Annotated in this window: 8 protein-coding genes and 1 pseudogene; 4 read left to right on the top strand and 5 right to left on the bottom strand. The window is 58.6% G+C overall.

Features of this window, described 5'->3' with window-relative positions; genetic code table 11:
* Positions 1 to 3: 3 nt before the first annotated feature.
* Positions 4 to 1,035 (bottom strand): annotated as a pseudogene (locus AAEZ03_RS29230) (HAMP domain-containing protein); the annotation flags it as partial.
* 195 nt (positions 1,036 to 1,230) lie between these two features.
* Between AAEZ03_RS29230 and AAEZ03_RS03005 the strand changes: the two are divergent.
* Positions 1,231 to 2,709 carry a helicase HerA-like domain-containing protein gene (locus tag AAEZ03_RS03005; RefSeq protein WP_350575911.1) on the top strand — a complete coding sequence of 493 codons (1,479 nt, stop codon included), beginning with the start codon at positions 1,231 to 1,233 and terminating at the stop codon, positions 2,707 to 2,709.
* Positions 2,710 to 2,771: 62 nt separating this feature from the next.
* Here the strand turns inward: AAEZ03_RS03005 and AAEZ03_RS03000 are convergent, their stop codons facing one another.
* Positions 2,772 to 3,224, bottom strand: coding sequence for a DUF721 domain-containing protein (locus tag AAEZ03_RS03000; RefSeq protein WP_048370590.1), 453 nt, complete (start codon positions 3,222 to 3,224; stop codon positions 2,772 to 2,774).
* A 307-nt stretch (positions 3,225 to 3,531) separates the two neighbouring features.
* Between AAEZ03_RS03000 and secA the strand changes: the two genes are divergently transcribed.
* The 3 genes from secA (at position 3,532) to AAEZ03_RS02985 (ending at position 8,675) form a co-directional block, all read left to right on the top strand.
* Positions 3,532 to 6,285 carry a preprotein translocase subunit SecA gene (secA, locus tag AAEZ03_RS02995; RefSeq protein ID WP_048390720.1) on the top strand — a complete coding sequence of 918 codons (2,754 nt, stop codon included), beginning with the start codon at positions 3,532 to 3,534 and terminating at the stop codon, positions 6,283 to 6,285.
* 114 nt (positions 6,286 to 6,399) lie between these two features.
* Positions 6,400 to 7,617, top strand: a complete 1,218-nt coding sequence (gene argJ, locus AAEZ03_RS02990; protein WP_278939344.1) for a bifunctional glutamate N-acetyltransferase/amino-acid acetyltransferase ArgJ — start codon at positions 6,400 to 6,402, stop codon at positions 7,615 to 7,617.
* Between the two features lie 113 nt (positions 7,618 to 7,730).
* Positions 7,731 to 8,675: a Nudix family hydrolase gene (locus AAEZ03_RS02985; protein ID WP_350575904.1), complete on the top strand. Its 945-nt coding sequence runs from the start codon at positions 7,731 to 7,733 to the stop codon at positions 8,673 to 8,675.
* A gap of 201 nt (positions 8,676 to 8,876) precedes the next feature.
* On the opposite strand, the gene AAEZ03_RS02980 is transcribed toward AAEZ03_RS02985, so the two are convergent.
* From AAEZ03_RS02980 to AAEZ03_RS02970, 3 genes are read right to left on the bottom strand one after another with little or no spacing between them, the layout of a single operon-like run.
* The gene (locus AAEZ03_RS02980) at positions 8,877 to 9,458 is read right to left on the bottom strand and encodes a cob(I)yrinic acid a,c-diamide adenosyltransferase (RefSeq protein WP_278939346.1); all 582 of its coding nucleotides are present in this window, start codon (positions 9,456 to 9,458) and stop codon (positions 8,877 to 8,879) included.
* A gap of 2 nt (positions 9,459 to 9,460) precedes the next feature.
* Complete coding sequence (locus tag AAEZ03_RS02975) at positions 9,461 to 11,497, bottom strand: sensor histidine kinase (protein WP_350575901.1); 2,037 nt, start codon at positions 11,495 to 11,497, stop codon at positions 9,461 to 9,463.
* Positions 11,498 to 11,544: 47 nt separating this feature from the next.
* Positions 11,545 to 12,426 carry a putative 2-dehydropantoate 2-reductase gene (locus AAEZ03_RS02970; protein WP_350575898.1) on the bottom strand — a complete coding sequence of 294 codons (882 nt, stop codon included), beginning with the start codon at positions 12,424 to 12,426 and terminating at the stop codon, positions 11,545 to 11,547.
* Between the last annotated feature and the right edge of the window lie 127 nt (positions 12,427 to 12,553).

The following is a 12,553-nucleotide window of genomic DNA, read 5'->3' as shown; positions in this document are numbered from 1 at the left end:
CTCTACAAAGTCGTTGAACGCACTGCCCAGGGTGCCGAATTCGTCGTTGGAGGTTACATCGAGGCGGCGGGTCAAATCGCCTTCACCTTCGGCAATGTTCTGCATGGCGCGGGTCATGACGTGCAGGGGCTGCAACAGCAAGCGGATCAACAGGCCGAGCAGGGCGATGATCGAAATCACGGCAATCACTGTGGCGATCACCGCTGATGTCCGGAATGTGTTCAGTGCGGCAAAGGCCTTTTCTTTGTCCACGGACAGACCGATCGACCAGTTGACGTTCCCCAGCCCTTTGACCGGGGTAAAGGTCACGATCCGGGTTTTGCCGTTGGCCTGGATCTCGCTGAACGCGCTGCTGATAGGCGGCGTGTCCTGCGGGTAAATATCCTTCAGGTACTGGGTGACCAGGGTTTTGTCCGGGTGAACCAAGACTTTGCCGTCGCCACTGATCAGAAAGGCATAGCCCAAACCATTAAAGTTCAAGGCATTGATGGTGTCCGTGATGGTTTGCAGACTCAGGTCAGCCCCGGCCACGCCCAGTGTCTGCCCGGCTTTTTTCACGGCGCTGCCAATCGAGATGATCATCTGACCGGTGACCGCATCAATGTACGGTTCGGTCAGGCTGGCGCTGCTGCTGTTGACGGCGTCTTTGTACCAGGGGCGGGTTCGCGGGTCGAAACCGTCGGGCATTTTGCTGTCAGGGCGAATGGTGAATGCGCCCTGGTTGTCACCAAAGTAATCGGCCATGAAGGTGCTGGTCAGCGCCTTCTGCTCCAGCAAGCTGGCGGCTTGGGCGGGCTCGGGATTGATGGCCAACGATTGTGCGAGGTTTTCGACCAGCAGAATCCGCCCGCCGAGCCATGTCTGAATCGTATTGGCGGTGACACTGCCCATCTCATGCAGGTAGTTGTCGAGGTTGTTGCGGATGGCATTGCGCTGCAAGTAATCGTTGTACAAGGCAAAGAGCGAGAACGCGGCTATGACAATCAGGGACGCAGCCAGCAGGATTTTATGGCTGAAACGCAGGTTTTTATTCATGGCTAGAAGGGTCCGCTAAGTTCTATAAATGTGAGGCCTACACGCTGTAAAACGCGCACTCTACAAATCACGGCTAGAACAGAAGCGATTTGAGTATTTATAAGTGGGCTTTCCTACGCTAAATCAGGAATTTTCTGGTCTAGCATTAAGAGGGTATCGACGCGGACCCGTGAAAGATTAATCAAAGGTGGCAAAATGCCTGACTCTTCTGCTCTTGTACTCGGCGCTGACCTTGCGGGTCAGCCCATTGCTCAGTCATTACGTTTGGCCAATCGCCATGGTTTAGTGGCGGGTGCCACGGGGACCGGTAAAACCGTCACCCTGCAACGTTTGGCTGAGCAATTCAGCGATGCGGGGGTTGCCGTGTTTGCCGCCGACATCAAGGGCGACCTGTGTGGGCTGGGTGCGGCGGGCAATCCCCAAGGCAAAATTGCGGAGCGCATTGCCAGCATGCCGTGGCTGAATTATCAGTCCAAGGCGTACCCGGTCACCCTGTGGGACATCCAGGGCAAAACGGGCCATCCGTTGCGCACAACCCTGAGCGAAATGGGGCCGTTGCTGCTGGGCAGTTTGCTTGAGCTGACCGACAGCCAGCAGTCTGCGTTGTACGCGGCGTTTAAAGTGGCTGATCGCGAAGGCTTGTTGCTGCTGGACCTCAAAGACCTCAAGGCGCTGCTCGGGCATTTGCGTGAGAACCCGGACGTGCTGGGCGAAGACGCAGCGTTGATGACGACGGGGTCCAGTCAGGCGTTATTGCGCCGTTTGGCCACGTTGGAGCAGCAGGGCGCCGAGTCGTTGTTTGGTGAGCCTGCGCTGCAACTCGAAGACCTCTTGCAGCCTGCCAGCGATGGTCGCGGGCGCATCCATTTGCTGGATGCCAGCCGCCTGGTGCATGAAGCACCCAAAGTGTATGCGACCTTTCTGTTGTGGCTGTTGGCCGAGCTGTTTGAGCAATTGCCGGAGCGTGGCGACGCCGACAAGCCCTTGCTGGCGCTGTTTTTCGACGAGGCGCATTTGTTGTTTGCCGATACGCCCAAGGCGCTGCAAGACCGTTTGGAGCAAGTGGTTCGGTTGATTCGTTCCAAAGGCGTGGGCGTGTACTTTGTCACGCAATCACCGGCGGACTTGCCTGACACGGTGCTGGCGCAATTGGGCTTACGTATCCAGCATGGACTGCGTGCTTTCACCGCTAAAGAGCAAAAGTCGCTGAGGGCGGTGGCCGACGGGTTTCGCCCGAACCCGGCATTTAGTGCCTTGGCGGTGTTGACCGAACTGGGGACGGGCGAGGCGTTGGTGGGCATGCTCGAAGAAAAAGGCACGCCAGCGATGGTTCAGCGCGTATTGATTGCGCCGCCGCAATCGCGCATCGGGCCGCTGAGTGAGGCCGAGCGGGCGGCCTTGATTGCCAGTTCGCCGTTGCAGGGGCGTTACGACAAACCCATAGACCGCGAATCGGCCTACGAAGTGCTGCAGGCGCGCAAGGGTCAGGTGCCAGAAGGGCAAGCACCGTCGGCGCCCCATGAGCCGAGCTTGCTGGATCAGGCGGGTGAGTTTTTGGGGGCGAGTACCGGCAAAGCTCTGCAATCGATGGCACGCCAGGCCGCGAGCCAGATGGGCCGTCAATTGGTGCGCGGGTTATTGGGGTCGTTGCTGGGTAATGGCAAGCGTAAATGAGGCGGCGGTCCTGCGGCCCGTATCGCAGCCTCGTTCCTCGTCAGCGACTACAGATGGTGGGTTTATTTTGGTCGGGCGTGGCTGGCCAGGCGTTCAAGGGCTGCGCGCAGTGCCGGGTCGCTGATGCCTTCGGCGGTGGCCTGGATGGTTTGCCCGGCATCCACTGACAGGTCATGGGTGTGCCCGCCGACTTTGGCTTGCACGGTCGGCGGCTGCACTTTAAACAAAATCCGGGTCAGGCTGGCGAACTCGTCAAAGGCTTGCAATTGACGCTGCAGGCGTTTTTGCTGGTAGCGCAAACGCGTGGCCCAATGGCCGTCGGTGACGATCAACAACAAGCTGCCTTCACGCCAGGACGCCACGTGGCAATGTTCGCGGGCGGCAGGCTGGAGTTGGCTTTCAAGCAGGCGTTGCAGGTGCGCAAGGCGCTTGGCATGGCCGAAGATGGCTTTTAGGGGCTTGGCCTCGCGGAGCAGAACGGCGGGTGCACGTGCTGGGTGTGGGCGAAATGCCATGATCAAACACCTGAGAAAACTGAATGGCAATCCTAGCAGAAACCGCCATTTCCCTCGACACAGACCTGAAACGGTTAAGTTTATTTGCAAAATCAATAGGTAACTTCTGCACCGCATGGGTTGAAGTTCCGCAAAAAGGCCTTATTTTAGTCAGGCCCCGTCACAACGCTGTACCAGTATCGTGGAATAACGCCACTTTCCTCACCGCCGTTTCCGGGTAGAATGCTCGCTCGCATGCGGCCATCAGGGCTGCTCGGGCGACTCTCGGGGCCGCCCTCCATCCCTATGTGTGGAAGATCCTGCCGATATGTTTGCGCCTTTGTTAAAGAAACTTTTTGGAAGCAAGAACGAGCGCGAAGTTAAACGCATGCTCAAGACGGTACAGGTCGTTAATGCCTTCGAAGAGCAAATGGTTGCTCTGAGTGATGAGCAATTGCGCGCCAAGACCGAAGAGTTCAAGGCCCGCATAGCTAAAGGTGAGACCCTCGATCAATTGTTGCCTGAAGCGTTCGCGGTCTGCCGTGAAGCCGGTAAGCGCATCATGGGCATGCGTCACTTTGACGTACAGCTGATCGGTGGCATGACCTTGCACGAAGGCAAGATCGCAGAAATGCGTACCGGTGAAGGTAAAACCCTGGTTGCAACCTTGGGCGTTTACCTCAATGCATTGTCCGGCAAGGGCGTGCACGTGGTCACCGTGAACGACTACCTGGCACGACGAGATGCCAACTGGATGCGCCCGCTCTATGAGTTCCTGGGGCTTTCGGTCGGTGTGGTGACACCTTTCCAGCCACCACAGGAAAAGCGTGAAGCCTACGCCGCCGACATCACCTACGGGACCAACAACGAGTTTGGCTTCGATTACCTGCGCGACAACATGGCTTTCAGCATGGAAGAAAAATTCCAGCGCGAGCTTAATTTCGCTGTCATCGACGAAGTCGACTCCATCCTGATCGACGAAGCGCGTACGCCGTTGATCATCTCGGGTCAGGCCGAAGACAGCTCCAAGCTGTACACCGAAATCAACAAGCTGATCCCGCGTCTTGAACAGCACATCGAAGAAGTGGAAGGCGAGGTCACCAAGCCTGGCCACTACACCATCGATGAGAAGACCCGTCAGGTCGAGCTGAACGAATCCGGTCACCAGTTTGTAGAAGACATGCTGACCCAGATTGGTCTGCTGGCCGAAGGCGAAAGCCTGTACTCGGCGCACAACCTGGGCCTGTTGACCCACGTTTACGCTGCTCTGCGCGCTCACAAGCTGTTCCATCGCAACATCGAATACATCGTTGAAGACGGTCAGGTATTGCTGGTCGACGAACACACCGGCCGTACCATGCCGGGTCGTCGTCTGTCCGAAGGCCTGCATCAGGCGATTGAAGCGAAGGAAGGCCTGAACATTCAGGCAGAGAGCCAGACCCTGGCATCGACAACTTTCCAGAACTACTTCCGTCTGTACAACAAGCTGTCCGGCATGACCGGTACCGCAGACACCGAAGCGTTCGAATTCCACCAGATCTACGGTCTGTCGGTGATGGTTATCCCGCCGAACAAGCCGCTGGCGCGTAAAGACTACAACGACCTGGTGTTCCTGACCGCAGACGAGAAGTACGCCGCCATCGTGGCCGACATCAAGGACTGCATGGAGAAAGGCCGCCCGGTACTCGTCGGTACTGCCACCATCGAAACCTCTGAGCACATGTCCAACCTGCTGAAGCAGGAAGGCATCGAGCACAAGGTACTGAACGCCAAGTTCCACGAAAAAGAAGCTGAAATCATTGCCCAGGCCGGTCGTCCGGGCGCACTGACCATCGCCACCAACATGGCCGGTCGTGGTACCGACATCCTGTTGGGCGGTAACTGGGAAGTCGAAGTGGCTTCGCTCGAGAACCCGACACCAGAGCAAATTGCCCAGATCAAAGCCGATTGGCAAAAACGTCACCAGCAAGTGCTGGAGTCGGGTGGTCTGCATGTCATCGCTTCCGAGCGCCATGAATCGCGCCGTATCGACAACCAGTTGCGTGGTCGTGCCGGTCGTCAGGGCGATACCGGTTCCAGCCGCTTCTACCTGTCGCTGGAAGACAGCCTGATGCGTATCTTCGCTTCTGATCGAGTGAAGAACTTCATGAAGGCCCTGGGCATGCAGTCTGGCGAAGCGATTGAACACCGCATGGTGACCAACGCAATCGAAAAGGCTCAGCGCAAGGTTGAAGGTCGCAACTTCGATATCCGTAAGCAATTGCTGGAGTTCGATGACGTTAACAACGAACAGCGTAAAGTGATTTATCACATGCGTAACACGTTGCTGGCGGCTGAAAACATCGGCGAAACCATTGCCGACTTCCGCAAGGACGTTCTCGACAGCACCGTCAGCGCGCACATCCCGCCGCAATCGTTGCCTGAGCAGTGGGACATTGCCGGTCTGGAAGCAGCCATTGAAAGCGGCTTCGGGGTGAAATTGCCGATCCAGCAATGGCTCGACGAAGACGATCACCTGTACGAAGAAACCCTGCGCGAGAAGCTGCTGAACGAGCTGCTGGCGTCGTACAACGAGAAAGAAGAACAGGCCAGCGCGCAAGCCCTGCGCACGTTCGAGAAGCAAATTGTGCTGCGTGTGCTGGACGACCTGTGGAAAGACCACCTGTCGACCATGGACCACTTGCGTCACGGTATCCACTTGCGCGGCTATGCGCAGAAGAACCCGAAGCAAGAGTACAAGCGCGAGTCGTACAACCTGTTCTCCGAGCTGCTTGATTCGATCAAGCGTGATTCGATCCGTGTACTGTCCCATGTACAGGTTCGTCGCGAAGATCCGGTTGAAGAAGAAGCCCGTCTGCGTCAAGAAGCTGAAGAGCTGGCTTCGCGCATGCAGTTCCAGCACGCCGAAGCGCCAGGCCTTGATCAGCCTGATGCCATGGCCCAAGTGCTTGAAGGTGCAGACATCGCTGACATCGACACGTCGTCCGAGCCGGTCCGTAATGACCAGAAGCTGGGCCGCAACGAGCTGTGCTACTGCGGCTCGGGCAAGAAATACAAGCACTGTCACGGGCAAATCAACTAAAGCCCGTTTCATTTGCTGATACACCTGCGCCGCGACCGGCTTTAGCCGTCGCGGCGTTTTACCATTGAATTCCCGCCCATTGGCGGAACTGTCATTTCTATCTAGGAGCGCGTCATGGCTGTTGGTCTTGGTCCTTTGCCTGTTTTGCACCCGGTGGCCGGTTTTGAGCTGGGTATTTCTAGCGCCGGTATCAAGCGTCCTGGGCGTAAGGATGTCGTGGTCATGCGCTGCGCTGAAGGCTCGAACGTCGCAGGCGTGTTCACCTTGAATGCTTTTTGCGCCGCGCCGGTGATTTTGGCCAAGCAACGTGTTCAGGGGCCTGTGCGCTACCTGCTGACCAATACCGGTAATGCCAACGCTGGTACCGGCGAGCCGGGCCTGATCGCGGCCACTCGCACCTGCGCCAAGTTGGCTGAACTGACGGGTGTGGATGCCAGCGCTGTGCTGCCGTATTCCACGGGTGTTATCGGCGAGCCGCTGCCGGTTGAGAAAATCGAAGGCGCTTTGCAAGCCGCGCTGGACGACCTGTCGGAAAACCATTGGGCCGAAGCAGCCACCGGCATCATGACCACAGACACCTTGCCTAAAGGTGCGAGCCGTCAATTTCAGCATGAAGGCGTGACCATCACCGTCACCGGCATCAGCAAAGGTGCGGGCATGATTCGGCCGAACATGGCCACCATGCTGGGTTACATCGCGACCGACGCCAAAGTGTCCCGTGATGTCCTGCAAAACCTGTTGCTTGACGGTGCCAACAAGTCGTTCAATCGCATCACCATCGATGGCGATACCTCGACCAACGATTGCTGCATGCTGATTGCCACCGGCAAAGCCAACCTGCCAGAAATCACCGAACCCAGCGGCCCGCTGTTCGCGGCCTTGAAGCAGGCGGTGTTTGAAGTGTGCATGGACGTGGCCCAGGCCATCGTGCGTGACGGCGAAGGCGCGACCAAGTTCGTGACCGTTGAAGTGAATGGCGGTGGCAACCATCAGGAATGTCTGGATGTTGGTTACACCGTGGCTCACTCGCCCTTGATCAAGACCGCACTGTTTGCTTCTGACCCGAACTGGGGCCGTATTTTGGCGGCCGTTGGGCGTGCCGGTGTGCCGGATCTGGACGTGAGCAAAATCGACGTGTTCCTCGGCGAAGTGTGCATTGCCAGCGGCGGCGCACGCGCAGCCACTTACACCGAAGAGCAGGGCTCAGCGGTGATGGCTCGCGAAGAAATCACCATCCGCATCGAACTGGGCCGCGGCACCGCCAGCGAGACCATCTGGACCACAGACTTGTCCCACGAGTACGTGAAAATCAACGCTGAATACCGTACCTGATCACTGTTCTGCGCGAGCATGCAGGCCATGCTCGCGTCGATCATTGGAGGGAGCAGATACCAAGGCTTGGCGTTTAAAGCCTGGCAGCAGGCCGGATTAGAGGAAGTACAAGGGTGAAACGAATTCATGTGGCTGCGGCCGTTATCCGTGGCGAAGGCGGCAAGGTACTGATTGCCCGTCGCGCTGATACTCAACATCAAGGCGGGCTCTGGGAGTTCCCTGGTGGCAAGGTCGAGGCAGGGGAGTCGGTCGAGGCTGCGTTGAATCGTGAGCTGCAAGAAGAACTGGGGATTACGGTGAGCGCTGCGCGACCGTTGATCAAGGTTCAGCATGATTACCCGGACAAGCAGGTCCTGCTTGATGTATGGGAAGTTTCGCAATTCACGGGCGAGCCTCATGGTGCTGAAGGTCAGCCATTGGCGTGGGCTTCGGCGCGAGACTTCGCCAGTTATGAGTTCCCGGCGGCGAATCAGCCGATAGTGGCGGCTGCGCGTTTGCCGGATCAATACCTGATTACCCCGGATGGGCTGGAAACCCCGGAGTTGCTGCGCGGTTTGCAGAAGGCCATTGCAGGCGGTATCAAGCTGGTTTCATTGCGTGCGCCCAATGGTTATGACCCCAAGTACCGAGATTTGGCGGTGGATGCGACCGGGTTGTGTGCAGGCAAAGCGCAACTGATGCTCAAAGGTCCGCTGGAATGGCTGGGAGATTTTCCTTCGGCGGGTTGGCATTTAACCGCAGCGCAATTGCGCAAATACGCCGCCAAAGGCCGGCCGTTGGCCAAAGAGCGCTGGTTGGCGGCCTCGTGCCATAACGCAGAAGAACTGGCGTTGGCCGAGCAGATGGACGTGGATTTTGTGACCTTGTCGCCGGTATTGCCGACCCAGACCCACCCGGATACGCAGCCTTTGGGCTGGGAACAGGCGCAGGAGTTGATCGCCAACTTCAACAAGCCGGTGTTTTTGCTGGGCGGGTTGGGGCCGGACGATTGCCAGCAGGCGTGGTATATCGGCGCACAGGGCGTTGCCGGAATCCGCGCGTTCTGGCCGCAGGAATAGCCTCTGTGCGGCGTTGAAGATCAAAAGATCGCGCGGCGCGGCGCGATCTCTGTAGCAGTTGACGAGCATTGCGAGGCTACGTCCGGTTGCGAAGCAGCCGTAAAAAGCTCGCAGCCTTCGTACCTCGTCAGCTCCTACCAGATGGGTGTAGAAAATCAAAAGATCGCGAGCAAGCTCGCTCCTACATTAGGGGAATACGGTTTATCCGGCGGGCTTGGCCGCCGCCTGCCACAAGATCTCGGCTATCCCCTGGCGTTTGGCAATCAAACGCGCGGCCACGAACAGCAGGTCTGACAGGCGGTTGATGTACGCCAGACCCACCCCGGCCAATGGCTCCAGAGCATTGAGTTGCTGGCAGCGGCGTTCGGCGCTGCGGGCCAGGCTGCGGCAGATGTGGGCTTGGGCGATCAGGGTGGAGCCGCCAGGCAGGATGAAGTTTTCCAGTGGGCCCAACTCTTCGTTCCAGCGGTCAATCGCCGCCTCTAAACGCTCGACTTCAGCGCTGTTGAGCGCCTGATACACCGGCATGGCCAGTTCGCCACCCAGGTCGAACAGTCGATGCTGGCAAGGTTCAAGCACTTCAATCACCTCATTTAGCCCCGAACACTCGACGCTGTGGGCGCTGAGCCCGGCCAGCAGCAGGCCCAGTTGGCTGTTGAGCGTGTCGACTTCGCCGATGGCTTCTACCCGCGGGTGATCCTTGGGCACACGTCGGCCGTCGCCCAGGCCTGTTTCGCCTTTGTCGCCAGTGCGGGTGTAGATTTTTGACAAGCGAAAACCCATGTTTACAGCTCCACGGTGGTTGATTCGTGAGAAGGCAGCAGGTTGCCCGCCAGCGGCAGGCGTAGGGTAAAGCAGGTGCCCTGGCCTAATGTGGAGTGCACTTCCATCTGCCCTTTATGGTTGTTGGTGACAATAAAGTACGAAACGGACAGGCCAAGCCCGGTGCCTTGGCCGACCTCTTTGGTGGTGAAAAACGGTTCGAAGATGCGTTTGCGCACCTGTTCGGGCATGCCGACGCCGTTGTCTTCCACCTGGATTTCCGCCCAGGGCGGGTTGAGTTTTGTACGCAAAATGATGCGCCCGGGCTCGGTGTTGACGGGGCGCTGATGAATGGCCTGGGCTGCGTTTTTCAGCAGGTTGAGCAGCACTTGCTCCAGTTCGTTGGGGATGCCGGGCACGGGCCCCAGCTCGGGGTCGAACTGGCGAACAATGTCGTGGCCCCTGAAGTCGAAACCCAGGGCCAGGTCAAAGTCATTGCTGGCAATGTCTACCGCCTGATCAATCAACGCCGATAAATCGCACGGGCTCATCTGCCGGTTGCTGCGGCGGCTGAAGCTGAGCATGTGGGTGACGATTTTCGCTGCGCGGGCGCCTGCCTGCTGTATGCCGTCGAGCAACTGCGGTACTTCGCGGGCCTGCAAGTAGTGGCTGATTGCGTCCAGGGTAATGCCGGTCTGTTCGGCGACCTCCAGGTTTTTTGGCAGGTCACTGGACAGGCGTCGGCGAATGTTTTGCACGTTGTGCAGAATCGCCCCCAAGGGGTTGTTGATTTCGTGGGCCATGCCGGCCGCGAGTCCGCCCACCGAGAGCATTTTCTCCGACTGCACCATCATGTCTTCCAGTGACAAGCGCTGGGTAATGTCGTCGATCCGGATTACCACGCCGCGCCCGCTGCTGCCGGTCAGCGGGTAAAAAGTCAGGGCATAGTGGCGGACTTCGTCGTTCTGGGTCCAGGTCACCCGTTCGATCTTGGCCACGCGATGGGTTTCGATGGTGTCTTTAAGCTGCGGCAAAAAGGGTTTGAGCGGTTCGAAGACAAGGTAGATCGGCTGGTTCATGGCCTCATCCAGTTTCGTACCGGACAGGGCGCTGGCTTCCTGGTTCCACTGGGTGACGTAGAGCTGGTCGTCCAGCGCAATCAGGGCGGAGGGCATCGAGTCGATGATGTTGTTGAGGTAGTTCTGGAACCCCGTCAGTTTTTTCTCGATTTTGCTCCGAACTTGTACTTCAAGCTCCAGCTTGCGGTTGGTGTGGCGGGTTTCTTCGGCCAGGGTCTGGGCCTGGTCGTAAGCCGCTTGTGCCTCGTCGCGGGCGCGTTTTAGCTCGTGTTCGCGTGCTTCGATACGCGACAGCATGGTGTTGAATGCTTCCGCCAGGCTGCCGATTTCATCGTGATTGCCGGGTGCTGCGCGCAAGGCATAGTTTTCTTCGCGGGTGACCTGGCGCGAGAGTTCTTCAAGGCGATGGATGGGGTGGGTGATCAGCCGCTTGATTTGCCGTGAAACCACCAGCCACAGCAAAATGCTGAAGATCAAAATCCCCAGGCTCGCGGTGAGTGTGCCGGTGTAAAACGCTGCGGGTAATTCGCTGCTGGCGATCAGCAACAAGTGCCCTGCGGGTTTATCTCCGTGGTGCAAGCGCGTAATCAAATGGCTGCGCAGCTCGGTCAGGCTCCAGGCTTCAAGCTGACGGTAGTGCTCGGGCAGTGGCAGGTGCTCGCCATGTTGCAGTTGTGCCAGCAAATGCCCTGAGCTGTCGTAAATGGCCGCCGCGCGCAGGGGCGCGTAGCTGCCTATTTCATCGAGCAGCGCATCAGCCTGTTGCGCAGAGTCCAGAGACTCAAGGATCAGATGGGGGTTGGACGCCAGTCGACCCAGGGTTTGCAAGGCCTGCGGGGCGGTGCTTTCGTGTGAAATCCAGTACGCGGCGGTGATGAAGGTCAAGTTGGCCACCACCAGTACGGTCGCCAGCAGGACGAGGAGGGCGGCCAGCAACTTCTGGCCGACCGGAAGGTTTTCGAGGCGCTGGCGCAAGGGCATCACATTAACCGCATTAAGAAGAACGAAGTCGCAGGGTAGCGCGGGCCTCAGTTGCAGGGCAATCCGTGCTGCTTCAGGTGGTCGATCAGTCGCTGATGCAGGTCGTGTAAATGCGGCGCGGCGAACTGTCGCTGGCGTGCCGCTTCGCAGGCGTAACCCAGCAAGTAGCTGATTTCGGTGCGCCGGCCTTGGGCGACATCCTGATGCATTGACGAATAGTTGTTGGCCGTGGCCTGGATCACCCGATGCACCTCGGCGTTCAGGTTGTCTGCCGCCTCGGCCTGGTCGCAGCGCTCAAGCAAGGCAGCTAACTCGTCACACAGGGTGTCGACTTCGGCGCGGTGCGCCTGCAAGCCGCCGTTTCGGCAGTTGTACAGCACCGTCAGGGGATTGATCGCACAGTTCAGCGCCAGCTTGCGCCACAAGCGGCTGAGAATCGTCGGGCTCCATTCGTGGGCGATGTGGCTGCGTTGCAGGTCTTCGAGCCAGTGCGGTGCGTCGTCCTGGCGGGTATCGCCCAGCCAGGTGTGGCCTGCTCCGGCAAAGACCACGCGCCAGTCGCTTTCGCGAAATGCGCCTTCTGTGCTGGAGGCAAAAATGCAGCGTACCTGGGGCACGCTGGCCGCCACCGCTTGTTGGCTGCCCAGGCCATTTTGCAACAGCACCACATCGGCCCCGGGTTTGAGCCGATGGGCAATCTGCGCGATGGCGGGTTCGGCGTCATACGCCTTGCAGGTGAGCAGCAGACGCTCGATCGGCTCGTCAGCCTCAGGCAACTGAGCGGTGACGGGCAACAGGTGAGATTGCTCACCTTCAACTAGAGTTAAGCCGTGGGCAGCCTTATAGGCGTGCAGACGAGCAGCGTTGCGCAAGATCAGCGTAACCGGCAACCCCGCTCTCGCCAGCCGGGCGGCCCACAGTGTGCCCATGCTGCCGGCGCCCAGAATGTGCCAGCGAGTAGGGGCTGATCTGCAGTTGAAAGGTGGCATGTGTGCTCGCAAGTGAATGACGTGGAAGAACCGCTATAATGCCCGCGCATTTTAACTGTCAGGTCAG

It is taken from the genome of Pseudomonas sp. HY2-MNA-CIBAN-0224, assembly GCF_040310285.1.
GTDB lineage: Bacteria > Pseudomonadota > Gammaproteobacteria > Pseudomonadales > Pseudomonadaceae > Aquipseudomonas > Aquipseudomonas helleri.
Note: the sequence above shows the minus strand (reverse complement) of the source record. Positions and strands in the feature narration are given on the sequence as shown.